This is a genomic window from Bacillus sp. AFS037270, assembly GCF_002585305.1.
The window spans coordinates 245,659-271,548 of sequence record NZ_NUNF01000014.1 but is presented as its reverse complement, the minus strand read 5'-3'; the positions used below and the strand labels follow the sequence as shown (position 1 = coordinate 271,548).

26 protein-coding genes and 1 pseudogene are annotated in these 25,890 nt (G+C 38.5%); 4 read left to right on the top strand and 23 right to left on the bottom strand.

The genetic code is table 11. The features are described from left to right. Positions 1 to 95 precede the first annotated feature (95 nt). The 6 genes from COD92_RS07955 to COD92_RS07930 form a co-directional block, all read right to left on the bottom strand. Positions 96 to 854: an IclR family transcriptional regulator gene (locus tag COD92_RS07955; RefSeq protein ID WP_098531239.1), complete on the bottom strand. Its 759-nt coding sequence runs from the start codon at positions 852 to 854 to the stop codon at positions 96 to 98. A 275-nt stretch (positions 855 to 1,129) separates the two neighbouring features. Then, a complete protein-coding gene (locus COD92_RS07950; RefSeq protein ID WP_098531310.1) occupies positions 1,130 to 2,395 on the bottom strand; it encodes an MFS transporter in 1,266 nt (421 codons plus the stop codon). A 129-nt stretch (positions 2,396 to 2,524) separates the two neighbouring features. Continuing rightward, entirely contained in the window at positions 2,525 to 3,361 is an 837-nt protein-coding gene (locus COD92_RS07945; protein WP_098531240.1) for an SDR family oxidoreductase, read from the bottom strand. A gap of 6 nt (positions 3,362 to 3,367) precedes the next feature. After that, positions 3,368 to 4,438 (bottom strand): mannonate dehydratase, encoded by a 1,071-nt coding sequence (gene uxuA / locus COD92_RS07940; RefSeq protein WP_098531241.1) that lies wholly within the window; start codon positions 4,436 to 4,438, stop codon positions 3,368 to 3,370. A gap of 15 nt (positions 4,439 to 4,453) precedes the next feature. Further along, positions 4,454 to 5,473, bottom strand: coding sequence for a zinc-binding alcohol dehydrogenase family protein (locus COD92_RS07935; protein WP_098531242.1), 1,020 nt, complete (start codon positions 5,471 to 5,473; stop codon positions 4,454 to 4,456). A 168-nt stretch (positions 5,474 to 5,641) separates the two neighbouring features. After that, positions 5,642 to 6,343, bottom strand: a complete 702-nt coding sequence (locus COD92_RS07930) for a GntR family transcriptional regulator (RefSeq protein ID WP_098531243.1) — start codon at positions 6,341 to 6,343, stop codon at positions 5,642 to 5,644. 764 nt (positions 6,344 to 7,107) lie between these two features. Here COD92_RS07930 and COD92_RS07925 point away from each other — a divergent pair. Beyond that, the gene (locus tag COD92_RS07925) at positions 7,108 to 7,824 is read left to right on the top strand and encodes a HoxN/HupN/NixA family nickel/cobalt transporter (protein WP_098531244.1); all 717 of its coding nucleotides are present in this window, start codon (positions 7,108 to 7,110) and stop codon (positions 7,822 to 7,824) included. Between the two features lie 226 nt (positions 7,825 to 8,050). Here the strand turns inward: COD92_RS07925 and COD92_RS07920 are convergent, their stop codons facing one another. Continuing rightward, positions 8,051 to 8,503, bottom strand: coding sequence for a CBO0543 family protein (locus tag COD92_RS07920; RefSeq protein WP_098531245.1), 453 nt, complete (start codon positions 8,501 to 8,503; stop codon positions 8,051 to 8,053). Between the two features lie 195 nt (positions 8,504 to 8,698). Between COD92_RS07920 and COD92_RS33295 the strand changes: the two genes are divergently transcribed. After that, positions 8,699 to 8,827 carry a hypothetical protein gene (locus tag COD92_RS33295; protein WP_306418564.1) on the top strand — a complete coding sequence of 43 codons (129 nt, stop codon included), beginning with the start codon at positions 8,699 to 8,701 and terminating at the stop codon, positions 8,825 to 8,827. A 409-nt stretch (positions 8,828 to 9,236) separates the two neighbouring features. Here COD92_RS33295 and COD92_RS07910 read toward each other — a convergent pair whose 3' ends face one another. From COD92_RS07910 to COD92_RS07895, 4 genes and pseudogenes are all read right to left on the bottom strand, one after another. Continuing rightward, positions 9,237 to 10,334: an L-dopachrome tautomerase-related protein gene (locus tag COD92_RS07910; RefSeq protein ID WP_098996126.1), complete on the bottom strand. Its 1,098-nt coding sequence runs from the start codon at positions 10,332 to 10,334 to the stop codon at positions 9,237 to 9,239. A gap of 45 nt (positions 10,335 to 10,379) precedes the next feature. Continuing rightward, a pseudogene (locus COD92_RS32725) lies at positions 10,380 to 10,751 on the bottom strand (hypothetical protein). A gap of 70 nt (positions 10,752 to 10,821) precedes the next feature. After that, a complete protein-coding gene (locus tag COD92_RS07900) occupies positions 10,822 to 11,862 on the bottom strand; it encodes a DUF3231 family protein (protein ID WP_098531247.1) in 1,041 nt (346 codons plus the stop codon). A gap of 541 nt (positions 11,863 to 12,403) precedes the next feature. After that, the gene (locus COD92_RS07895) at positions 12,404 to 12,811 is read right to left on the bottom strand and encodes a hypothetical protein (RefSeq protein ID WP_098531248.1); all 408 of its coding nucleotides are present in this window, start codon (positions 12,809 to 12,811) and stop codon (positions 12,404 to 12,406) included. Between the two features lie 286 nt (positions 12,812 to 13,097). Here COD92_RS07895 and COD92_RS07890 point away from each other — a divergent pair, with 286 nt between their 5' ends. Together COD92_RS07890 and COD92_RS07885 are read left to right on the top strand one after the other, a co-directional pair. After that, entirely contained in the window at positions 13,098 to 14,045 is a 948-nt protein-coding gene (locus tag COD92_RS07890) for an L-lactate dehydrogenase (protein ID WP_098531249.1), read from the top strand. Positions 14,046 to 14,075: 30 nt separating this feature from the next. Next, positions 14,076 to 15,317 carry an MFS transporter gene (locus COD92_RS07885; protein ID WP_098996125.1) on the top strand — a complete coding sequence of 414 codons (1,242 nt, stop codon included), beginning with the start codon at positions 14,076 to 14,078 and terminating at the stop codon, positions 15,315 to 15,317. A gap of 121 nt (positions 15,318 to 15,438) precedes the next feature. On the opposite strand, the gene rpiB is transcribed toward COD92_RS07885, so the two are convergent. The 12 genes from rpiB to COD92_RS07835 form a co-directional block, all read right to left on the bottom strand. Next, positions 15,439 to 15,906, bottom strand: a complete 468-nt coding sequence (rpiB, locus tag COD92_RS07880; protein WP_098531251.1) for a ribose 5-phosphate isomerase B — start codon at positions 15,904 to 15,906, stop codon at positions 15,439 to 15,441. A 28-nt stretch (positions 15,907 to 15,934) separates the two neighbouring features. Then, positions 15,935 to 16,078, bottom strand: a complete 144-nt coding sequence (locus COD92_RS31525) for a GapA-binding peptide SR1P (protein WP_141561084.1) — start codon at positions 16,076 to 16,078, stop codon at positions 15,935 to 15,937. Positions 16,079 to 16,150: 72 nt separating this feature from the next. Further along, complete coding sequence (pfkA, locus tag COD92_RS07875; protein WP_098531252.1) at positions 16,151 to 17,107, bottom strand: 6-phosphofructokinase; 957 nt, start codon at positions 17,105 to 17,107, stop codon at positions 16,151 to 16,153. A 68-nt stretch (positions 17,108 to 17,175) separates the two neighbouring features. Next, entirely contained in the window at positions 17,176 to 18,507 is a 1,332-nt protein-coding gene (locus tag COD92_RS07870; RefSeq protein WP_098531253.1) for an MFS transporter, read from the bottom strand. A 355-nt stretch (positions 18,508 to 18,862) separates the two neighbouring features. After that, the gene (locus COD92_RS07865; RefSeq protein ID WP_098531254.1) at positions 18,863 to 19,573 is read right to left on the bottom strand and encodes a FadR/GntR family transcriptional regulator; all 711 of its coding nucleotides are present in this window, start codon (positions 19,571 to 19,573) and stop codon (positions 18,863 to 18,865) included. A gap of 68 nt (positions 19,574 to 19,641) precedes the next feature. Next, entirely contained in the window at positions 19,642 to 20,400 is a 759-nt protein-coding gene (locus COD92_RS07860) for an SDR family NAD(P)-dependent oxidoreductase (protein ID WP_098531255.1), read from the bottom strand. A gap of 24 nt (positions 20,401 to 20,424) precedes the next feature. Next, positions 20,425 to 21,378 (bottom strand): transketolase family protein, encoded by a 954-nt coding sequence (locus tag COD92_RS07855; protein WP_098531256.1) that lies wholly within the window; start codon positions 21,376 to 21,378, stop codon positions 20,425 to 20,427. Next, complete coding sequence (locus COD92_RS07850) at positions 21,378 to 22,229, bottom strand: transketolase (RefSeq protein WP_098531257.1); 852 nt, start codon at positions 22,227 to 22,229, stop codon at positions 21,378 to 21,380. The genes COD92_RS07855 and COD92_RS07850 overlap by 1 nt, the downstream gene beginning before the upstream one ends. Before the next feature lie 224 nt (positions 22,230 to 22,453). Beyond that, entirely contained in the window at positions 22,454 to 23,785 is a 1,332-nt protein-coding gene (locus tag COD92_RS07845; RefSeq protein ID WP_098996124.1) for an MFS transporter, read from the bottom strand. 115 nt (positions 23,786 to 23,900) lie between these two features. Continuing rightward, positions 23,901 to 24,191, bottom strand: coding sequence for a hypothetical protein (locus COD92_RS32720; RefSeq protein WP_255295258.1), 291 nt, complete (start codon positions 24,189 to 24,191; stop codon positions 23,901 to 23,903). Then, positions 24,157 to 24,927 carry a zinc-dependent alcohol dehydrogenase gene (locus tag COD92_RS07840; protein ID WP_255295257.1) on the bottom strand — a complete coding sequence of 257 codons (771 nt, stop codon included), beginning with the start codon at positions 24,925 to 24,927 and terminating at the stop codon, positions 24,157 to 24,159. Before COD92_RS07840 ends, COD92_RS32720 begins: the two co-directional genes overlap by 35 nt. Before the next feature lie 231 nt (positions 24,928 to 25,158). Then, entirely contained in the window at positions 25,159 to 25,848 is a 690-nt protein-coding gene (locus tag COD92_RS07835) for a FadR/GntR family transcriptional regulator (RefSeq protein WP_176541253.1), read from the bottom strand. Between the last annotated feature and the right edge of the window lie 42 nt (positions 25,849 to 25,890).

Below are 25,890 nucleotides of genomic sequence, written 5' to 3'. Positions count from 1 at the left end.
GTTTATCCATGGAACCTGCCTATTTGAGATGGAGGAAAGTTAAAAATGAAAACATCCCCTATTTACTCCTGAAACAGGTGTATAGAGGATGTTTTTTATGATGGAATATATCCTAAACATTTTGATATTTTTTCGGCTGCCGCTTTTATTTTCTCTGCAAAAATAGGGATGTTTTCGTTTTGATAATTAGCTTCGATACCCGCAATACTAAGACCAGCAATCACGTCACCTTTATGATCGAAAATCGGTGCAGCAATGGCAGCTGTATGATCCTCTAACTCAGAATAACTAATCGTATAACCATTTTCTTTAGCTTCGCTAATTGTCTTATATAAATCTTCCTTATCCGTAATCGTACCTTTCGCAAAAGGTCTTAACTCAACCGACTCCATGTATGTTTGAATTTCTGAATCAGGTAAAAAAGATAGAATGACACGAGCACAAGCACCAGCATACAAAGGGCTTCTTCTGCCGATTCCAGTATATAGGCGCACTTTTTGGTTGGTATCGATTTTTTCAATATAAATCGCTTCATCCCCTTGTTTGATAATTAGATTAATAGCTTCACCAATATCATCATGCAGCTCTTGCATAATGGGGAATGAAATTTTCCGTATATCAAGTCTAGATGAAACAAGATGGCCAAACTTAAGAAAGATAATACCTAATCGATATTTAGAGTCCGGCCCTTTCTCTAAAAACTCCATTTCCTCTAAAGACATTAACATGCGATAGACAGATGTTTTCGGAATACCTGATAAATCAATAATCTCTTGAAAGGTTAATTGTGCATGATCTTTAAATAAATTTAAAAGATCCATAGAACGGACAACTGTTTTATTTTTATGGTTCATACCTTGCCTCCTTCTGCAGATGATGCACTCTTTGAATGTAAAGACTGAGTCGCTTAACGGGTTTTATCAAACTTCTTTTTTAATTCAACTTCATAAAAAAACGAAAAGTTTGACCAACACTTTTTATACTATAATATCAAATTTGTGACAGACATAACAGGAGAATTAATTTGGAAGCAAGGGGACGGTTCTCATGCTTCCGAAGCATGAGAACCATCCCTTCGCTCCAAAAAAAGAGATGGCTCAAACCACAGGTTTGAGCCATCTGCCAAAGGTTAAACAGTCATATTTACGTCTGCCTTTTTTGTGTTGGGGTACTTGATAGGACGAACAAAACGGATGACAGATAGCGAAGCAAACACGGCCAGCCCGCCTGCTAATAAAAAGGCTGACGTGAATGAACCAGATTGATCCACTAAGTAGCCTGTTAATGCCGGTCCAATGATTCCAGCGGTATTGGCCAAAAAGTGCATAAATCCACCCACTGATCCAACACTTCCTGGCTCGACAACGTCCTGGACGATGGCCCAGTAAATGGCACCTGTCAAGTATAGGAAGAAGACCGAAAGCGCTACCAATGTTACGGCACTGACAGTCGTTGTGACAAGGCCGGCACATCCGATACAAACAGCTGAAATAAATAAACAAGTAACAAGCACAACTTTTCTTGAGAATAGAACACCTTTGTTGGTAAACTTTTTAAAAACAAAATCTGAAACAAATCCGCCAGAGGCAAGACCGATGAATCCTACAATCCATGGAATCATGGTAATCACACTCATCTCCTTCACATCCATATGGCGGGCATCCACCAAATAACTTGGGAACCAAGTTAAGAAGAAGAACAAGATATAGTTATAGGAAAAGAACGCAAATGCCGTAAATAAAACTGTTTTTTGTTTTAGATAAAAAGTTAATGGGCGTCTTTCATGTAAAACCTGATCCGCTTTTACCACTGCCGCCTTTTTCGCAGTCGCAGCTGGCTTTTCTTTTACAAATTTCCACCATGACACCGCCCAAACAAGACCAATTACCATGATAAGTAGAAAGGAAATCTTCCAGCTGAAGGTAATCGCGATGAAGCCGACAATCGGGCCAGAAATCGCACCGCCAAGTGGTGTGCCACTATTCGCCAAACCAACCGCAGACGCACGTTGGTCAGCCGGGAACCAGTTATTGACCATTTTGCTGATCGTTGCCGAAAGCGGGCCTTCCCCCATTCCGAATAAAACACGAATGACAATTAAACTAGTAAATCCCACAGCTAAGGCAATAGCGCCGCTAAATAATGACCAAACAATCATCGCAACGAACAAAGTAAGTTTCGCACCGTATTTATCAGAAGCCATTCCGCCAATAAAGTTAAAAATCGCATATCCAACAGAAAAACTACTAAAAATAATTCCCATTTGGGTGGCCGATAAGTGCAAGTCTTCCTTTATAAACGGAGCACCGATCGACAATGCAGAACGGTCTAAATAATTAATGACGCCGGCTAAGAATAATAACAACAGGATAGGCAATTTATCTTTCGAAAACATTTTGGCTAACATTCATATACCCCCTAGAATCTTGTCAACGCTTTCAAATTTCCTTTTTAAAAATAATCCAATCCCTGTGCGAACGACTCCCCAGTCATTCGCACTCTCATCTTTGTTCATCAGCAGCACTTAAACTCCCGAATAGGCTAAAAAGCCTCCATCCACCGGTACCGTGATCCCTGTGATAAACCCGGAATACTCTTCATCTAAAAGCCAGAGCATGGTCCCTATTAAATCTTCCGGTTTCCCAAACCGTTTCATAGGGGTTCCGGTAATAATTTTTTTCGAACGTGCGGTATAGCTTCCATCCTCATTAAGCAGCAGGTTTTTATTTTGGTTTGTCAGGAAGAACCCCGGTGCAACCGCATTAACTCGTAAGCCCTTTTCGGCAAAATGAACCGCCATCCACATCGTAAAATTATTAATCGATGCTTTCGCTGCACTGTATGCAGGTACTTTTGTCATTGGAGCATAAGCACTCATTGATGAAAAATTGATAATCACCGGTGCCTTTGCCTCAAGCAAAGATTTTCCGAATACCTGACTCGCTAGAAAAGACCCAATAAAGTTACTGTCAAACACCTGAGAAAAACCCTTTGGATCTAATTCAAAAAATGACTGCCCGCTTCCGTTTTCTTCATAAGTCTCAGGACCGGTTATCGCGTCAGGGTGATTGCCTCCTGCACCATTGATCAAAATATCAACACTGCCAAACGATTCAAGGATGATCTCTCGAGCGTTCTCAAGGGATACCTTATCCAAAACGTTCGCTGCAACCGCTATGGCAGTGCCGCCTGACTGAACAATTTCATCCACTACCTTTTGTCCTTTTTCAGCCGTTCGATTTAAAATCGCTACTTTCACGCCATGGCGGGCAAGTTCACGCGCCACCTCTGAACATAAGACACCACTTCCTCCTGTAATGACGGCCACCCTGCCAGTTATATTTTCATGAATGGGGAGCATTGAAGTTCACCTGCTTCCTTCCTGAGATTCGTAGGCATCCCATAAACCATGTAAATACATGATGCCTAGGGCACGATCATACAGCCCATATCCCGGGCGGCAGACTTCACCCCAAATGTGGCGTCCATGGTCTGGTCTTACATAGCCCTGATAATTCTGCTTGTTCAATTCTCCCACAACACCTTTAATATTAATAGAACCATCTTGTGTATAATGGGAGGTTTCTACAAAATCACCATTTTTGTAGATTTTTACATTACGAATATGGGAGAATGGTGAGCGACTCGCGTACTTCTTGGCGATTTCCACCATATCATTGGCCGGATTGGCTCCCATCGATCCCGTACACAAGGTAAAACCGTTTGCCGGAGAATCGGAAATGCTAATCAGTTTTTCATAGCTTTGTTCACCGGTAATGATTCTTGGCAATCCAAAAATGGACCATGGCGGATCATCCGGATGAATCGCCATTTGAATGCCGGCCTCCTCCGCAACAGGGAGTATTTCCTCTAGGAAAAAGGCTAAGTTCCCCCATAGGGCTTCCTCATCTACTTCTTTATAAGCATCAAACAATTCCGTAATTCGGGCAAGCTTTTCTGGTTCCCAGCCTGGCAGGGTCATGTCAGACGAGGCCGATACGGTCCGAATAAGCTCCTCAGGATCTAGATTGTCAACCTTCGCTTTTTCATAAAATAATGCCGTTGAACCGTCCTCCAAAGGGTGAAACATTTCGGTCCGCGTCCAGTCAAAGACCGGCATGAAGTTATAACAGATAACCTTCACGCCAAACTCGCCAAGATGTCGGATGGTTTGCTTGTAATTTTCGATATACTTCATTCGGTCCTTGTTACCTAGTTTAATAGATTCATGGACATTGACACTCTCAACGACGTCTGTATGGAATCCAAACGATTGAATATAGTTGACTTCCGCTTGGATCTCGTCCTTCTCCCACACTTCCCCAACTGGTTTGTGATGCAATGCCCAGACAATTCCTTTCACGCCGGGAATTTGTTTCACTTGATCCAAGGAAACGGTATCATTATCCCGCCCATACCATCGAAATGTAATATTCATAACACACCTCCGCCTTTAATCAAACGTAATAATTGCTTTCCTAACCAGGTCAGGATGTTCTTCAATAAACGTAAAAGCTTCCTGTACTTGTGCAAGCGGGAAGGTATGGGTAACCAGCCCATTATGACGGAGCTCTCCTTCGTTTAGCAGCTGAACTACTTTAGGAAATTGATAGGTTTGTAGTCTTGAACCGGTAATCGTTACTTCTTTCTTAGTAATAGGAAGCTGTGATATTGCGGCTGGTTGTTCATCAAAACCAAGAACGACCACATTTCCGGCAGAAGAAACGGCCTCAAGTGATAATGCAAACGTACTTGGAAGGCAAACCGCATCAATGACTTTGTTTGCTCCTTCCCCATTCGTCCATTCCTGCACAGCCGTTAAAACATCTTCCCGCCCGGCATTAACGACTATATCCGCTCCATTTTCCTTTGCAAAGGATAGTCGTTCATCACTCAAATCCGTAACCATCACCGTGGCACCATGGAATTTTGCCATTTTGAGGATACAGATCCCAATCGGTCCGGCGCCTTGGATTAGAACGGTGTCGCCTTCTTCCACCTGTCCGCGAAAAACAGCCTGTGCGCCAATCGTGTAAGGTTCGGCTAAAACAATTTCTTCCCAAGGGAGATCGGAATTCACCTTATGTAGTTGTTTTTCAGGAAGAACAAACCATTCGCGCATCCCGCCATCTTCATGGACCCCAAATACCGTTAAGGATTGGCACACGTTCGGCTGTCCCTTGCGGCAGGCATAGCATTCGCCGCAATAACGGATCGGTTCGACGACGACATGATCACCAACTTGCAGATTCGCAACATCTGATCCAACTTCGACCACTTCTCCTGCCACTTCATGACCCACAACTCTCGGTAATGTCGCCAAAGGGTTTGTACCATGGTAAATATGAAGGTCAGAGCCGCAAATACCAACACGTTTTACTTTAACTAAGACATCCTTTGAATTGACAATGCGCGGTTTTTCAACATCTTGAATGGTTAGTTCATGTGGTTTACTTACTTGTACCGCTTTCATTTTTGTCCACCTTCTTTATTAGATTTCATCTGTAAGGATTGGGGGCGGGACTAGGACTTTCATCCTCCTGCGAATTTATTGCATACTAGTATACAAGTTAAGCTATAAAAATAAGTACGTTCATTTTTCATGATTCTGTTGATTAAACGTACTTACTATTATCCTATTTTAGTCTTTGAAAAAATGAGGATATTTTTCAATAAGTGTCTGCGTACTATCCTCCAGCCAACGGATATGGCTGGTTAACAGTTCTTCCGTCTTCCTGGCATCATTCGATAAAATCGCTTCAAAGATCGCCTTATGCTCATTGACCAGCTGCATAAAGTGTTTGGTCTCTTGTAATTCCAAATATCTAAGGCGATTTAGATGGCCCCTCATTTGATTGATAATGGAAATTAACGTGGCATTGCCGGTGCTTTCGAGTATGGTATAGTGAAATTGTTCATCGAGTTGCAGAAAGAGTTCGAAATTATGGTCTTCCGCCATTTTCTTTTGGTTTTCTAGAATATCGACGATTTGCTTATGAAGGTTTTGGTAAATAGGATTATTTTTATCCCATTTTTTCGCCACTTCCTTAAAGGCACTCACTTCCAAGCTCACTCTGACAAAACGCGCCTCATTAATTTTCTTTTTTGATAAGTAAGCAATCCGATTCCCGCGCTGAGGTTGGACTTCAATTAATTCTTCTGCCAATAACCGTCTAAAGGCTTCTCGTATCGGTGTGCGGCTTACCCCTAACTGATTTCCTAGTTCCGCTTCAAATACCTGCTGCCCTGGTTCAAATTGCAAAGTGACGATAGCATCCCTTATGACCTGATAGGCATGATTGGATAATGTCTCTCTTCCTGTTGATATATTTTGTAAGTTCATGTCCCACCCAACCTTTTATGTAACCGCTTTAAAGTGATTATACTAGTATCTTGTATACAAGTCAACAGCGTATCTATTATATAGAATAAATATATATTAAAATGACATTCTAATCTGATATTTTAGGGGTTTTGAACCCTTTTTATCTAAAGGACTCTTTTTTCCTCTGCTCGGTCGTCATTGGGGTCGTCTATTGACTACTCTGGGGGCTCTTTTTTCTCTTGTTCGGTCGTCAATGGCGTCCGTTGTCTACCCTGGGGGCCCTTTTTTCTATTGCTCGGTCGTTAATAGCGTCTATTGACTACCCTAGGAGCTCTTTTTTCCTCTGCTCGGTCGTCAATAGCGCCTATTGACTAGCCTAGGGGCTCTTTTTTCCTCTGCTCGGTCGTCAATAGCGCCTATTGACTACCCTAGGGGCTCTTTTTTTCCCCGCTCGGTCGTCAATGCTGTCCATTAACTACCCTGAGGGCGTATGTTTGGAGGCGCCTCTCCTTCTAGGTTGATTCCTCTTCATAACAGAAAGAACTGCCGCCGCAGCTCTATTCTATAAGCAAGACTAATCCGACTTGCAATTTCCATGATTCGAGAAAAACTTTTTAAAAGGTTCACAACTTCTAGAACGGAATTCCGATAAAAAAATATTTAGTTTGACTGGTAAACAAATTATTGGATCTGTGCTATAATTTTTCAGATTAGTTATTTTAGCATTTTTCATTACTAGAATTCATACCTTAAAAAAAGTCTTTTCTAATTAGGAGGAAATTATGGAGATAGGTTTTCTATCCATCCTAGCTTTAGGATTTGTTCTCGGAATCAAGCATGCCATCGAGCCCGATCATGTTATCGCTGTTTCTACCATTGCCAGCCAAAGTAAAAAATTATTCAGATCCACTCTAGCAGGCGTTTTCTGGGGAATTGGCCATACGGCGACATTATTTATCATTGGGGTTATTCTCATTTTAATGAAGGGGGAAATACCCGAAAAATGGGCGATGTCATTAGAATTTTTAGTAGGAATCATGCTTGTCTACCTTGGTTTAACCACTCTACTCTCTTTTAAAAATATCCACCTTCACCAGCATGAACATGACGGGGACGAGCATAAACACCTCCACTCCCATTCTCATAACGGGAAGCATCAGCATAACCATCAACATCAAAATGTTTCATACCTCAAATCCTTGTTTATTGGTTTAGTCCATGGTCTAGCCGGAAGCGGCGCAATGGTCTTACTAACGATGAGTACAGTCAAGAGTGTTTGGGAGGCGGCTGTTTATATCCTAATATTCGGTGCAGGAACCATTTTGGGAATGCTTTTCTTTACAACGATTATCGGGATACCCTTCGTTTTTAGCTCTAAAAAACGTTTGCTAAATCAAACCCTTACCCGGCTGACAGGTGTCATTAGTATCGTTTTTGGGATGTATTACATGTACAACTTAGCAGTAACCGAGGGATTATATAAACTTTGGTTACAGTAGTTCATAAGAAAAGCGCAAGCGCCTTGGTCAGCCCCGACACGCATAAGACGAGCCGGCCGAAAGGTAACGGGTTCTGTTTTGAAGTATAAAAATCGGAAAAGTAAGCAAATAGCAGACGGAATAATATTAAAAAACACCGTGTTTTCGCGGTGTTTTTCTTGTGTTCTAAATAGAGATACTTGTTCAACTAAAACCCCCTTTAGTTCAAGAAGAAATTGCGATTTTATTACTGAGTTTCTCTTCTATCCGCCGTGTAGTCTAATACGAAATAAAGGATGTACATTGAAATAAAATAAACCACCGCCGAATAGATTATATTCCATTCACCATAATGTAAAACTCTAATATAAACTGCATACAATTCAAGTAATACAAGAATGCAGGTCCATCCCAAGATATATATAAATTTCTTAATGGCATTAGATTTCAGGGGAAAATAATTATAAATAATAACCAATACAGCAATCTCACCAAGGGCTACAACTAGGTACAACCACTCTATTTTTTCTTTATCAAAATACCAGTAAAGTTTGTACTTTAAATCAAGATACAAATCAGTTACAAAATTCATTAACAATGCAAACTGTATTGTAGCTAGTAACTCGTGCCTAGTTCTTTTTCTGGGCATTTTGAGGGCAACTAAAAGAACTAATATAACCGTCACTATAAATAGCTTCACCAAGAGGAACACCTCGTTTTTAAAAACAACAATATCAACCATATTATCATTATTTATTTGATGAATTATTCTTCTTTAACTCCCTCAGTTTAATACGAATATCTCTAACCTGCCCCGATAGTTGAATATCTTACGTTTTCATTTCTATATCCAAGGCAATAATTCCTCTAATACAACGATCAAGGAGGGATTATTTTGTTATTATCAAAAGCCTGGGAACTATATGAATCGGAAGAGAGGATTGAAGGATTTTCTCCGCAGACTTTAAGCTCCAATCTAAGCTACTTATCCAATATTTTAACGATGTCAATATTGAATCAGTAACAATCGAACAGTTAAAGGGATACTTAACAAAATCAAGCGAACACTTAAAACCATCGAGTTTAGCTCACCGAATTCGATTCATTAAATCAATATTTCGTTGGTCACACGAGGAAGGGCATTAAGCTAAAAATCCTGCTGCGAAAATCAAAGAACCTAAACAAGGAAAACGAATTCCTAAATTTTTAACTGAGAGGGAAATTGAACCAATTTGGATTTAAATAATATCAATACAGCATTGAACTTACCGACATTATAAAAAATTTACAGGAACAGTTTAACACTGACCAAATAAACTGTTCCTAATAAACCATTTTGAGTTTATTTGGCAGAAGTAAATAAGGTTAATACTTCTTGCATACTCGTATTTGTTTTACCCTTTATAATGAAAACAATTAATTGACTATTTTTATTATGAAAAGGTAGGAGCAGGTAATTCATCAATTTTGATACGAAGTAAACTATAAGGTTTTTGTCGTAGGTCTTTTCCAAAATGAAATCTTGCTTGCCGATGTAATTGGTTCACAATGACATATAAATATTGATCCAGACCAATGGAAAAAGTATCCGCCCATAAAATTCTCGGATCATGTGCGATTGTTTCCATTGTGCCATTCGGCAATATCTTTCGAATACTATTGTTTTCATAGTCTCCAGCATAAACAGTTCCTTTTGCGTCGGTGATCATTCCATCAGACGCCCCTTTTTCCCCCCAATACTCAACATGATATAGTAAGTCCGTGTCCGGTATATTTCTGTCTCTTAGGGCCTCTGTTGAGATTGAGAACAGATGACGACTGCTTAGTGGACAAAAAAATAAAACCTTTCCATCGGGAGAAATGGCTATACCATCAGAAGCCAGTCTAAATGGAGAAGTTGAACCATCTTTGTTTCGATTCATCAAAATTTCACCTTCTACTTTCGGTAAAAAATAGGGATCGGGTGAGGTTGATTTTGCTCCATTTAACCGTCTAAACGCAATTCCATTTTCTAAATCTACTACTATAATAGCTCCTGGTCCTTTAGAAGAAGAATCCGTGATATATGCATAACCTGCTTCTCCAACACGAAAATCAAATCGGACATCATTCAGATAAGTTGTGGGCAGGACAACATCTTCTGTAAAGGTATATATTTTTCTTATTGTATTTGTTTTTAAATCAACAGCGACTAATTTTGCCCCCCCTTTAATAGGTTCAGAAAAATTTGGTGCACCAGTATCTAATACCCAAAGTGTACCCCTTCCATCAGCAACTACACTTTGGACACTAATGAATGACATTGTGACGCTCCCTTGGTTTACCAAATTGGTTTCTAAACTAGGATAAGGCTGCAATTTATCCTCAATAATTTCCGCCACCGTAAATTTAACATCGTCTCCCCATTTCGGAAAGCAAATGAAAATACGACCAGTTTCCGAAACACTAACACCTGTAGGCATAGCGCCATAAAATGCATAAACTAGTTCTAACTCACCGAAATATTTTTCAATAGGTAGCATAGGTTTCATGATATCCTCCTCAAGCATTCAAACGGGATATCTCCAATATATTATTTATATTTTTTCTAGTGCATGTTTCTTAATAAGTTTTTCTATACGAAAAGACAGTAAACCTATAATAACCCCAGGAATTACACTTAACATAGGAAACCACACAGTCCCTAACAATATCCCAAAGATTTTTACCGTCCCACATCGCAAAAAAGTAAACACATGGATAAAACATAAGCCATTGATATTTTGTATGGTCAATGGCGTTTTCAATTTCACCGTTAAAACTAAGCATGATTAATTCATTAAAATGAGAGCAACATTAATCACAAATTCTAATGAAATAAAGAGAATCCCTTTGAGGTATTTCCCATTAAGTAATTAACCAAACCCTGGAAGGGCTATACTCCATATTAATTTTTCTTTTGGATTCACATTTGTCTAACCTTTTTCTTTTGGATTTTAAAAAAAACAAATGTTAAATTATTACTAAATTTGGAAAGGGTTACTCATCGTTGGCTAACAAATTTCTATCAACTGCAAATGGTGGTTGTTCCATCCAACCGTTTTCTATCATTATTTTTGCTGCTTCTTCAACAAATTGTGCTATAGTCATTAATGACTTTGTATACATGAGTCCAATATCGTGTCTACCGTCTACAGCCGCAGAGTTTCCATAAGCCCTAATTTTCATGGAAAACATATCCGCCTTATGGAATAACATTATTTTATCCGAAAAAGGAGAAAATGTTGATTTGGTGACCAAATGGTCAAGAAATGATGGTGTAGGTAAATCTTCTTTATGTAGTTTTGCCATGTAGTTTTCAACGTGTTTATGAGTAAAATCCTTGCCTTTTAAAAACAAATTTCGTATCTTTTCAGATTTAACCACTTGACTAAATGCCATTATCAGTGCCTTGCTTGTCACATTATTTTCAATATTATCGTAAAGATGGGTAATTTCTAATGCATGTAAGGGTCTTACATCTCCAAAAAAACCATTTAAAAATTGGTGCTTTACAAATTCAACTTTGTCGGGAACGGGAATAATAGGTGGTTTAATGATTAAACCTTTATTCATTAATATTTCTTTGATTTGTTTCATCAAGTCCATCGTGGAATCCATACAATAAATAAAAAACTCTTCTACATCCCTCCTATAAACAAGTGGTATAGCAACGTTATAAATACTCATTCCCGCTTTTGCAGCATACTTTAAATAGTGTACATAATATTCATCTTGAAATAACCGAGGGGCACCAAGATTAACGTCTTCTTGTTCCGAAAAACCTTTTGGTATTGGGAAATCTTCTTTCTTGAAAATCTCTTCCGTGGTTTTTAAGAACTCTGTGCTTAATTTTAATGCGTTTTCTAATAATGCTTTAATATCTTCATCCTCAACATGTTGAAGGTAATACTTTATAATGCATTTTGCCATGCTGTTTCCCATATAAGTCGCCCACAGTTTCCCCATTTCGGCTGCGGTTAGTTCTTCTTTTAGGTCTGATTTTGTAGAACCAACTTTAATTGGTTTGATCGTGTCCATAGAAAAATCTCCCTTTTATTGTTTTGCATAGTATTTTCCTTCAATCGAAATCATATTCTGCCTAAAATTTTTCGTAAAATTGTCTTTCACTTTATTCAACTAAACTGCCATTATATATAGTATGATTTTTGACTGTATTCATCGTAAATAACGAAACAACAACAGCATATTTTCTAACTTTATTTACTTATTATATTTAGTAAGTAATTATAGTTTTCAACGTAAACTGAGATAGGACTTTACTTGGAGGGGTGGGTATGATAGGCTTGCATGCCTGATGAAACAACGGCTTCAGCCTTTCAAGATCAATCATGCCCACAGAGGCTCCAAGTCAAGTCCTTAAACGCTCTTCTATGGTTACATATAAACAATGATAAAGGGTGCACCATATCAATGTTTTGAAAAGGATACTGTATATAATGGGCAGTTAGTTCAATAAGGTGGCATTCTTAAGTGAAGCATTTAATCTATTACTTAATCCTTTGTAATCCAAATCCCCATAGTAGCCAAATTGTTTTTAGTCTTTTAAAAATACCCATTTTTATTCATTCTCCTTTTTAGTTAAAATAGTTTTTTCCCATTGATCTAAAATGTTAGCATTTTGGTTTGTTACTGGAATTTGTGAACCTACTAGTGAGGTGTCAATAAACTGCTGCATGGAAGTAGCTTTTGACTTTTTTCTAAGCCATCTTACTAATAGAACAAGAACAGCTAGTCCAATAATAAGGAATAACCAAGGAAATCCGCCGCCATGGTGAGCACCATCCATCATCTGGTGGCCTCTGCCAAATCCGCCGCGCTGTCCCATTCCACCAGGACCATGTCCACCCTGTGGACCTCTAGCATACGTACTGCTTCCTCCTAATAGAAAGTGGAGTACGTTGATCACCAATACGGTAGAAGCAACCATTACTCCCCAGAAAATACCCTTTTTTGCTTTTGTATTCATTTCTTTTATCTCCTTTCGTTCTCTTATGTAATGAATATTAATAGAGTTTAGTGAAAACTTGGTGAAAAGGAAGCACGGGGACGGTTCTCATGCTTCCGAGGCATGAGAACCGTCCCCGTGCTACTTGTAAAGGCTTTCAACAAAAGGTTCATATTAACGTCACATTTATTGTGAAAAACTTCACAATCAAGTGATATACTAACATCGTCAAGTTATTAATTAATAATTACATCATGAATTTAGCTTATATCATTTTATTAATTTCATATAAAAGGGAGAGATCATCATGGAAAACAGAAATAAGAAAGTAAATCGAGTAGTTTTAATTGGAACAGGTGCAGTCGGATGCAGCTATGCCTATTCAATGATTAATCAAGGAGTAGCTGAAGAGTTAGTTCTGATAGATGTAAATGAGGCAAAATCAGAAGGCGAAGCAATGGACCTGAACCACGGAATCCCATTTGCTCCATCCCCTATCAACGTATGGAGCGGCTCTTATCAAGATTGTGAAACTGCGGACTTAGTTGTTATTACAGCAGGATTGGCGCAAAAGCCAGGTGAAACCCGATTACAATTAGTCGAAAAGAACACAAAAATCTTTAAAGAAATCGTAAAAAACATCATGGCCAGTGGCTTTGACGGCATCTTCTTGGTCGCAACAAACCCTGTCGACATCTTAACCTATGTGACTTGGAAAGAGTCTGGTCTGCCAAAAGAGCGAGTAATTGGTTCTGGAACTGTCTTAGATTCTGCGCGTCTCCGCTTTGCGCTTGGCCAGCATTTTAACATGGACACACGGAATGTTCATGCTTATATCATTGGTGAACACGGAGATACAGAACTTCCGGTTTGGAGCCGCGCCTCAGTAGGTGTGGAAAGACTTGAAGAACTTCCAGCCGAAAAACTAAACAAAGAATGCCTAGAGCAAATTTTCGTTAACGTCCGTGATGCGGCCTATCATATCATCGAACGAAAAGGCGCTACCTACTATGGAATTGGAATGTCTCTTGTTCGAATTACAAAGGCGATTTTAAATAATGAAAACTGTATCTTAACGGTATCTTCTTATCTAGATGGCCAATATGGACAACAAGATGTGTTTATCGGCGTTCCAGCTGTCATTAACCGTGGCGGAATCCGTGAAGTTATCGAAATCGACTTAAATGAAAAAGAAAAACAGCAATTTAATCACTCAGTTACTGTATTAAAGGAAACAATGAAACCTGTAATTTAAATAGACCCTTTGCCAGAGATAAAATCTCTAATGAAAGCAGATGAAAATATGGAAACGATAAATCATACCAAAAAAGGTTATTTTATGATGGCAGTTTTATGGCTGGCCTATGTAACCTTTGCCATGAACTGGGTGGCGGGTTCTTCCTTAACACCCCAAATAACCGAAACATTTTTCGGTGGACCGGTCGATCCGATTATTTCTCAATTAGTGAACTATTCGATTACGACAGCGCGTGTATTTGCCAACATTTTAGCAGCGATCGTACTCATGAAATTAGGACCAAGAAAAGCAGCAGGCACGGCGATTGGCCTGTTAATGATGGGGCTTGTCGCGATTTATCTGCCTAATTATTGGGCTTATACAGTCGCTCGGATGGTCATGGCCGTAGGGGGCTCGATGGTGATTGTCTACATGAACCCAATCGTTGCCCACTATGTAAAAAATTCAAAAACAAAGCTGCGCATTAATGCCGCCAATACGGTCGCCTATAATGCAGGTGCCTTTATTGTGGCTGTATTATTCACGGTTTTTGCCAAGCAATTGGTAGCCAATTGGCGTGTAACGTTAACGTTTTTTGCTTCTTTAACGATTTTGTTTTTTATCGGCTGGCTTTGGAAAGCGGAGAACTTTGAGACAAAAGAAACGGGTGAAAAAACAGAAAAGTATGGTTACAAAGATGCGCTCAAGGATGGATTCCTCTGGCGCTATGGCCTGGCGTTTGCTTCCTTTTTAACTCTGTATGTATTATCGCTCGTGAGCTTTAAAGCGATTTTTGACCAATATACATTATTAAATGGATCTGTGACGAACCTGTTAATTTCAGGATTTGGTATTCTTGGTACGTTTGCCGGGATTACAATTGGGAATAAAGGGGTACCGCGGAAGCCTACCCTTCTGTTCTCAGGAATTGTCATGGTAGGAACGTTTGCTCTTGCGATTGTTTTCGCTAATAAAATTCCGCTCTTATCTTATACGCTTATTTCGATTTCTGGATTTGCGATGTATATCCAGTACCCAATCTTTTTGAATCTACCTCATGAATTAAAAGGGATGACTCCACAAAGATTGACAATTATGTTTGGATTATTTTGGGCCATTGCCTACGCAGGCCAAACCATCGCAACAATTATTTGGAGCTTTATCCTAGGCTCTTCCGGATACACACCAGCAATGATCTTCTTCATCGCTGCCTCAAGCTTATACATCTTCCTAGTCGCGACCTTCCCGGAAACAAGACAGAGGGAAGCCGCTGCAAGGAAAGCAGCATAAGTGGGTGGGAGCATGGGAGCATGGGGACGGTTCTTGTGCTTCGAAATTAGACGCCCAAAAAGAATAAAGGAAGTTAAATAGCAAAACCCCCTTCGCCGAATTAGCGAAAGGGGGTTTGTTTTTAACTTTGGAGGAAGCAAGAGAACCGTCCCCTCGCTTCATATTCCTTTATTTTATTGATACGATTTGCGTGCCTGCCGCCTTCGAAAGGGGTTGTTAACCATATTTTCGCGATATCGCGGGCTAAGCCTGGACCGATGACACGTTCTCCCATCGCTAAGATATTGGAATTGTTATGCTCTCTTGTTGCCTTAGCACTAAACGTATCGTGCACCAGTGCACAGCGTATTCCCTTTACTTTGTTTGCCGAAATACTCATTCCAATCCCCGTTCCACAAATTAAGATACCTCGTTCTACTTCACCACTTGCTACCTTTTCCGCAACAGGAATAGCATAATCAGGATAATCAACAGAGGTGTCACAATCACACCCTAAATCTAAGTACTCAATTTTCATCTCTTCTAGCAATGAGATGATCTCATTACGGATATTTATACCACCATGATCAGATGCAATCGCTACTTTCATTTTACTCTCCTCCAACAGTCCATTAACGTTAATCTTCTTTCTTCTCCTCGGAACAATCCTGACACTTTCCATACCACGTTTTAACGCCTTCTGTACTTTCAACAATGTCAATTACTTTTTCACACACTTGACATATAATCGTACCTTGTTTTTCAATTAGTTTCTCGCCCATCATTCGCTTCCCCCTTAACTTTTGTTAAATAAAAACTTATTGATCCACACAACAATAAAGGGATATACTTTTCTAACCTAAAAGCTTTTCTAGTAAACTATATTTATCCTGCTTATCCGTTATCTCGGAATTTACGTAGCCAAGTTCTTTATGAATCATTTTATTTTCTTTCATTCCAACAGCTAGACCCGAATATCCATTCATCAACAGTTCCACTGCCTTAACGCCCATATTACTTGCTAATACCCGATCAAATGCAGATGCATTTCCCCCTCTTTGGATGAACCCTAATGAGGTAGTTCTTACACTAATGTTTAACTTCTTTTCAATGTAGTGCTGCAAGTCCTGCAAATCATACATTCTTTCTGTAACGATGACGAGATTATCATTTTTTCCACTACTCATTCTAAAACGTAATTTTGAACAGATGGAATATAAATCTAATGGTCTTTCTGGAGTAGAGATGATTTCTCCTCCACCTGCTAAAGCAGAATATAAAGCTAAATCGCCGCAATATCTTCCCATTACTTCGACAATCGTTGTTTTATCATGAGAATAATCAGTATCTTTAATTTTACCGATACACTCCAATACCGTATTTAAAGTGGTATCAAATCCTATTGAATAATCTGTATAAGCTAAATCATTGTCAATGGTTCCAGGTATTCCGATCACATTTATACCTAGTTTATGTAACTTTTCGGCTCCTTTTAAAGATCCTTCCCCACCTATGACAATCAAGGAATCTATATCCAAATTTTTCAATATACTAAATGCTTTCTTTCGTCCTGTTTCCTCCATGAATTCTAAGGATCGTGACGTTTTTAAAATCGTTCCGCCACGATCGGCAATATCTTCTACCTCTTGGGATGTTAATTTATGAATTTTACCATCAATTAAACCTTGGAATCCGCCCTGTATCCCCATTACTTCCACATGATAGTGACTTGCTGCTTTTACGACTGCCCTTATAGCAGCATTCATTCCCGGGGCATCGCCGCCACTTGTTAGGACCCCTAGTTTTTTCATGACCAATACACCTCATACGCAACTTAAGAATTTTATTGAATGTTTAAATCCTGTAATGACAGATTTTCTTAACTAGATTTTTTCAATTTATATTCGATACTCTTGCTCTCTGCCTTACCTGACTGCTTTACCAAGGAAACAACAATAAGAGAACTTATAATCATACTGACACCTAAATAAATCATACTAGTATGAAAGGATCCTGTTGTATCCTTAATATAGCCCACAATGTAAGGTCCAAAGAATCCACCAAGATTTCCCACACTGTTGATGAGAGCAATCGCTCCTGCTGCTGCAGTTCCAGTTAAGAAAGAAGGTGGGATTGCCCAAAATGGAGCGTATGCCCCAAATACTCCACATAGAGCAATGGTTAGAAATACAAATGAAATCGTAACGTTTGTATTGGAAATATAACTGCTAATAATCATGGCAAACGCACTTATTGATAAACATACGGCAACATGCCAGCGTCTCTCGTTTTTCTTGTCTGAAGAATTCCCAACTAGAATCATAGTTATCATGGCACAAACATACATAAGTCCTAAAATCCAACCAATACTTTGATTACTTAATGCAGTAGCCTCAGATAAACCTTTTGAAATCGTTGGTAAAAACATATTAATTCCGTAATAGCCAACCATCCAGCAAAAATATCCTGCAGATAAGATAAGAACATCACGATCTTTTAAAGCCTGTAAGAACGTATAGTGTTTTACCTGCTGTTTTTCAAGTCTCTCTTTTGTTGTAACATCAATTAACCATTTTTTCTCGTCTTTGTTCAACCATTTTATATCTTCAATTTGATCATCAAGATAGAAAAAACATATAATACCTAAGATAAGTGCCGGAATCGCTTCCAAAATAAACAGCCATTGCCACCCAGCCAAACTAAACCAGCTGATACTCAGCAAATAGGTTGAGAGTGGAGCACCTAATGCATTCGCACCAGGAATCGCCAACATGAATCCTGCGATCGCTTTTGCATGATGTTTCGTTTGATAAAAACCACTTAAATAAGCAACCATACATGGATAAAAACTAGCTTCAGCAACTCCCAACAGAAACCGTACAATATAAAATTCCATAGGTGTTTTTACGAAAGCTACTAATATAGCAAGGATGGCCCATGTCACCATGATTCTACTAATCCATTTTCTTGCTCCTACCTTTGCCATCATTGCGCTGGCTGGTACTTCTAAAAGGAAGTAACCAATAAAGAAGATTCCTGCTCCAAATCCAAAAATAGCATTTGAAAAGCCTAAATCTTTATTCATTTGCAGGGCAGCAAACCCAATATTCACCCTATCAAGTATAGATATTGTAAAACAAAGAAACAGAAATGGAATTAATCTTAACGTAACTTTTTTAGTAGTTGAACGCTCTAGTGCAAGTTGATCCAAAATAATTCCCCCTTATGTTGTTGTCCCTTCCTTATTCCAAGCCATCATCTCATTAAAGGTTACAGGGAATTAAATTCTCCTTTAATAGATAGTTCCCCTAAGAAAGATTTAAAATTACTAGTATTTAAACTTTTGTAAACCCATACATCAAACGCTTCCAAAAAAATTCAACTGACTTCGTCAACACAAATAGATATGGCGACTCTCATATTCTTCTATTATATAAATAGAAAATTTCTGCATAGTCGCTCCCTATACCTTTGTCTACTTGTATACTAAGTTCCCTTTTTTGCATTAAGTATATCCTTGCATGTAAGGGTTGTCAATACGAGTTAGGATTGAAAACTTAATAGGTCTAATCCTTCCAATACCGGTCATATAAGTTTTTCATATGCTTATTCATGACTTCGACTGCTTCTTTTGCGTTGTGATCCTCAATGGCTTGTATAAGTAGTTGATGCTCCTTAAAATTAGTGTCTCGATAATCCGGTCGTGTGACAGTACGATCTCGAATAAATTCCCACATTTCTTGTTGTTTCATTGCATTACTTATAGCTGCCATAATGTTAATAAATAAGTCATTATGAGAGGCCTTTGCAATACTAAAATGTAATTTGTGATCTGTTTCTGGTACATAAACACCAGCCATGGTTTCTTTCTTCATCTCTTCGATCGTCGAATGAAGTTCCTCAATGTCTTCATCCGTTGCTCTTTCAGCTGCAAATTTTATAATGAGCGGCTCTATTGTCATCCTTGCTTCCACAATATCTTCTGGGGAGATCGATTTAAAAAAAATAGCAGATTCAGAATGATCAAGGGTTATCTGATTATTTTTTACATAAACTCCTTCGCCCTGACGGGAATAGATAATCCCATTCAATTCTAATGCACTTAGGGCCTGGCGAATGGGAACACGGCTTACACCAAATTGTTCGCACAGCTCTCTTTCGGCAGGCAGTTTATCACCTTTTTTAAATGAACCCAATTCGATTTCAGAAAGGATTTGATGATAAATTTGCATATATAATTTCTTACTGGCCACTGGATTAAAATTAATATCAACCACTCCTCTGTAGTGTTCATTGAAATTACACAGGCATTCCTAACTGGAATGCCTGTACAGTAAGGATAAAATTAATCCATGTGTGACCCGCCATTAATATCAATTTCTTCTCCTGTAATGTAGGATGCTTCTTTTGAAACTAAGAAAGCAATAGTTGCCGCAATCTCTTCAGTCTCACCTGGTCTTCCCATTGGAATTCCGTCGATCACTTTCTTTGCTTCCTCTTCAGGAAGGGACTTCCAAATGTCTGTATTAACAAGACCTGGTGCCACACAGTTTACGGTGATTCCATCAAGAGCAACTTCACGAGCAAGATTCTTAGAAAATCCTAATACGGCAGCCTTTGAAGCAGAATAGTGCGGTCCACCAAATACTCCGCCTCCTCGTTTGGCGGAAACGGAGGAAAGACTTACGATTCGGCCATACTTTTGATTTTTCATCGTTTTTAGTACGGCTTGGGTGCATAAGAACAGTCCAAACATGTTCACATTAAATACTCGGTTGATGTCCTCTAAGGTCATATCTTGAACTGTTACTTTTTGTGAAATTCCAGCATTATTGACAAGGATATCAATTCTGCCATAGGTTTGTAGAACTTTTTCTACCATGGCTTCATTCGATTCTTTGCTGGTTACATTTAATTCAACTCCTAAAGCTTTTCCGCCAGCTTCTTTAATCTCATTAACGACATCCTGAATTCCGTCCATATTAAGGTCAGCGATAACCACTGCTGCCCCCTGTTTTGCTAGGGTTAAAGCAATTGTGCGTCCAATCCCCTTTTTCGAACCACTGCCTGTAACGATCGCTACTCTATTTTCTAATTCAAACATGTTTCTTCTCTCCTCGATAATTTATTAGTTTTTGACTAAATTTTTTGCTGTAGTGACAATATTTTCGATTGTAATACCATTAAGCTCTAACAACTTTTCATATGGGGCCGACTGCCCGAATTGATCTTGAACCCCAATTCTTCTCACGATCCCCATGCCTTCTTCAGCAACAACTTCGCATACCGCACTTCCTAGACCATTTAAAATATTATGGTCTTCAACTGTAATGATTTTTCCAATATTTAAACAGTCAACGACCGCTTCTCGATCAAGAGGCTTTATTGTGTGCATATCCAGTAGTTTTACGGATATACCTTCTTTTTCTAATTGCTTTGCTGCTTCTAAGGCAAGATAAACGGTGTCACCATTTGCAATAATTGCGACATCCTTTCCGTCCTTGATCTGCTTTGCTTTCCCAATCGTAAATTCTTCATTTTCATCATATAGAACCGGAACTGTATCTCTAGTAAAACGAAGATATACCGGACCATACATTTCAGCGGCTTGTTCTATTAATTTCCTAGTAGAATAATAGTCAGCACCCATAATGACCGTCATATTTGGAATAGTTCTTAGAACACCCATATCTTCAATACTTTGATGACTTGCTCCATCATTCGCTGGAGTAAGTCCGCCATGAGAACAGGCTATTTTTACATTTAGGTTGGGGTAACAAATTTCTTGTCTGATTTGCTCCGCCATTCTTAGTGAACCAAATACTGCGTAAGTGCTTACAAAAGGGATTTTACCTGTTGTCGCAAGTCCTGCCGCTAATCCAGCACCATTTTGTTCAGCTATACCAACATTTACATGCTGATTTGGAAATTGCTTTGCAAATTCTGTCGTCTTGCAAGACTTACCAATATCAATATCAACCACATAAATATTTTTGTTCTTTTTCCCCAATCGTACAATTTCATCACCGAAGGCTTCTCTGGTAGCTTTTTTAACAACAATATCTTTTTCCATTAAGCTCATTATTTTAACCCCCCTGCTACTTCTTCAATTGCTTTCAGAAACTCGACATCATTCGGAGCAACACCATGCCATCCAACGGAATGTTCCATAAAAGATACTCCCTTACCTTTTACCGTGTTAAGAACAATACATTTTGGTTTTCCGTTTTTAGCTTCGCGAATATAATCTAATGTTTCAACAATCTCTTCCATAGAATGTCCATCAATTCTTCTCGTTTCAAAACCAAATGCCTGGAATTTCTTTTCTAAATCTTGATTTGGCATAATTTCTTCGGTTGTACCATCAATTTGCAATCCATTGTCATCCACGAAGACAACTAAATTATCTAACCGATATTTAACCGCACTCTGTGCAGCCTCCCAAATTTGGCCTTCTTGACACTCTCCATCTCCTAAAATAGCGAAAACTCGATACTCCTTTGAATCCCTTTTTCCTCCCAGTGCCATACCAACTGCACAAGAAAGTCCCTGTCCTAAAGACCCTGTAGAAATATCAATACCTGGACACTTTTTCATATCTGGATGTCCTTGGAATGGAGAACCAAACTTTCTTAACGTGTAAATGGTGTCATAAGGTACATAACCTCGTAAAGCTAAGGCTGAATATTGGATCGGACAAACATGCCCTTTTGATAGAACGAACCGATCACGATCTTCCCATTGGGGATTATTTGGATCAATATTCATTTCCCTAAAATAAAGTGCTGCAACTACATCTGCCGCAGATAAGGAACCTCCCGGATGCCCGGATTGTGCCTCGTGAATCATTGTGAGTGCAGTTTTTCTAAGCTCAATCGCTTTTTCTTTTAATTCTTTAATACCAACATCTTTCATACTAGTCACCTCATTCAATTTTGATAAGCTTGCCTCGTTATCTTCTTGTCTACTTGTCTACTAAGTTAACTTATGGACTCAGTATATCACCTATCTACTATTTGTCAATACGGATTTTTTATAAAATTAATAAATTAGAAAATTCATATAAACTGACCTTACATATAAAAAAAACCTTCGGGCAACAAAATATTGTTATCCGAAGGTTTGAGTCAGCTAGAAGACACAGATTAATTAACTATTTAACTAGACTTTTCCAATTTATTTTCGACATTCGGCCTTAAAACCTTGCCTGACTGTTTTACTAAGAAAACAACAATACAAGAGCCTACTATCAAACTTACACCTAAGAAGACCATGCTCGCATTAAATGATCCTGTTAGATCTTTAATATATCCAACAATGTAAGGTCCAAAGAATCCACCAAGATTCCCAATACTGTTAATAAGTGCAATAGCCCCTGCTGCTGCTGCTTCAGTTAAGAAAGATGGAGGAATCGACCAGAATGGTGAGTATGCGCCAAATGCTCCACAAAGGGCGATTGTTAAAAAGACAAAAGATAAAACAATACTAGTATTGGCAACCAAGCTGCTAATGACCATTGCAATTGCACTGGTTGTTAAGCATACGGCAACATGCCAGCGCCGCTCGTTCTTTTTGTCGGAGTGGTTACCAACTAGAATCATCGTGACCATAGCACAAACATACATGAGCCCTAAAACCCAACCCATTGATTGAGTACTAAGGGAAGTTGCTTCCGTTAAACCTTTTGAAATGGTTGGTAAAAACATGACAATTCCATAATAGCCAATCATCCAGCAAAAATATCCGATAGATAAGATTAAAACATCACGATCCTTTAAAGCCTGCAAGAAAGTGTAGTGTTTGACTTCCTGTTTTTGAAGTTTCTCTTTTGTTGTAATATCAATTAACCATTTTTTCTCATCTTTATTTAACCATTTTACATCTTCAATTTTATCATCAAGATAGAAATAGCATATGATACCTAAAATCACAGCTGGAATCGCTTCCATAATAAACATCCATTGCCACCCCTCCAATCCTAACCAGTTGACTCCTAGTAAGAAAGTGGAAAGTGGTGAACCTAATGCATTCGCACCTGGTATAGCAATCATAAATCCTGCAATTGCCTTTGCATGATGTTTGGTTTGATAAAAACCGCTTAAATAAAATACCATGCATGGATAAAAACTAGCTTCAGCAACTCCTAAAAGAAATCGTGCCGTATAAAATTGCATGGGCGTTTTTACAAAAGCCATAAAAATGGCAATGATAGCCCATGTAACCATGATTCTACTAATCCATTTTCTTGGTCCAATTTTGGTCATAATGGCACTGCCCGGGACCTCTAAAAGGAAATAACCAAGGAAAAAGATACCTGCCCCAAATCCAAAAACCGCATTAGAAAAACCTAAATCTTGGTTCATTTGAAGTGCTGCAAATCCAATATTTACCCGATCTAGTATCGATATTGTAAAACATAAAAATAAAAACGGAATTAATCTTAACGTAACCTTTTTAGTAGTTGAACGCTCTAATTGAAGCATATCCAAAACAATTCCTCCTATCATTCCCTAGAATTTTTGCAACCCCTTACATAAGACGGTTTAAAAAACTTTTAATTCTTTTTTTCTCCATAAAAGATTGAAGCTACGATAATATAGACATTTAAAATTTCAATAAAACCTTTATAACATTCTCTAATTTTTGGTCAACTATATTCATAGCATCCTTGATATCATCGATTGGTATAACCTTTGTTATGAACAAAGAGGTATCAAATAAATTAGCTGCAATTGCCTCAAGCGCAATCTCAAAATCCTCTCTCACATACATGTTGGAGCCAATTAATTCGATTTCTTTATTTTGAATGTAAGAAATATCAATTTCTGGTTTTTTTCCAAAAAGAGCAACTTCCGATACTTTACCGCCTCTTTTTGACGATCTTGAAAGAATCATTCAGGACGGATTGAATTCCAACAGCAATAAATACTGTATCTACTCCTTCACCATCTGTCTCTTCCACTATTCTTTCAACTGCATCCTCATCATTTGTATTAATTGGAGAAGTGGCACCCAGCCTTTTGGCAATTTCTAAATTATAATCTAGAGCATCTGTTATGTAGATCCTGGATACACCTGCGTTTTTGGCAGCAATCATTAAACCCAAACCTATAGGGCCTGCTCCGAGAATAGCTATTTTATCGTTGGGACCTACTCCAGCCTTTCTAACAGCATGAACGCCTACTGCAAGGGGTTCGATTATAGCTCCCTGTTCATAGGATATATTATCTGGCAGCTTTACAATTGTGTTTTCCGGAACAACGATATATTCACCGAAAGAACCGATCCATTCTTGTGTACCTAACACTCTTTTTTCTTTACAAATATGATAATTTCCAGCTTTGCAAGATCTGCAAATACCACATCCATAATGAGGCTCCACTGTAACTCGATCCCCTACTGAGACCCCCTTGACTTCTGACCCTGTTTCTACAACCACCCCTGCAAGCTCATGTCCTGATATGACTGGTGGGATTCGAAAAGGATGGGTCCCGTGGTAAGCATGAATTTCTGAGCCGCATATTCCAGTGACGACCACTTGAATTTTGACTTCATTAGCATGCTTTATTACCGGTGAACTAACCTTTTGCAAACGAATCGAATATGGTTTATCGATGACTGCTGCTCTCATAATCTCCTCCTTTTTTAATGTTTTTCATTCCTATTCACTTGTCTTCTTGTTCACTTGTCTACTAAGATGTTATGTATTTAATATACTTTTCTTAATTTTGTTTGTCAATAAGAAAAGTAAGCATTATGAATAAGAAACATTAGATTAATTGAAAATAAAAAAATTCCCCATCACTATTTTTCATGGGGAATTTAGAGTATTGGTACTATACAGTTTGAAAGGTTAATTCATCTAATCCTTCCAATACCGATCATATAAATTTTGCATATGGTTAGTCATAATTTTCACTGCTTCTTTTTCGTTACGCTCCTCAATCGCTTTAATAAGTAATTGATGTTCTCTAAAATTAACGTCCCGGTAGTCTGGTCGAGTTACGGTCCGATCACGAATAAATTTCCACATTTCCTGTTGTTTCATCGCATTGATAATAGCAGTCATGATGTTGATAAATAAATCATTATGAGAGGCCTTAGCAATACCACAATGTAATTTCTCGTCTGTTTCTGGTACGTATACGCCAGCCCTTGTTTCGTCCTCCATCTGTTTTATGGTTGAACGAAGCTCCTCTATGTCTTCATCCGTTGCTCTTTGGGCTGCAAATTTAACAATAAGCGGCTCGATGTTCATTCTTGCCTCAACAATGTCTTCAGGGGTGATTGATTTAAAGAAGGATTGATCAGTCGCAAGTTGATTGCTTTTCACATAAACGCCTTCGCCTTGACGGGAATAAATAATTCCATTTAACTCCAAAGCGCTAAGAGCCTGTCGAATAGGGGCACGACTTACACCGAACATTTCGCATAATTCCCTTTCAGCTGGCAGTTTATCACCTATTTTAAATGAACCCGATTGGATTTCTGACAGAATTTGATTATAAATTTGCATATATAATTTCTTGCTAGATACAGGATTAAAATTCATAATATTCACCTCTTTTTACGATTTGTACGTTGTATTCTAAGT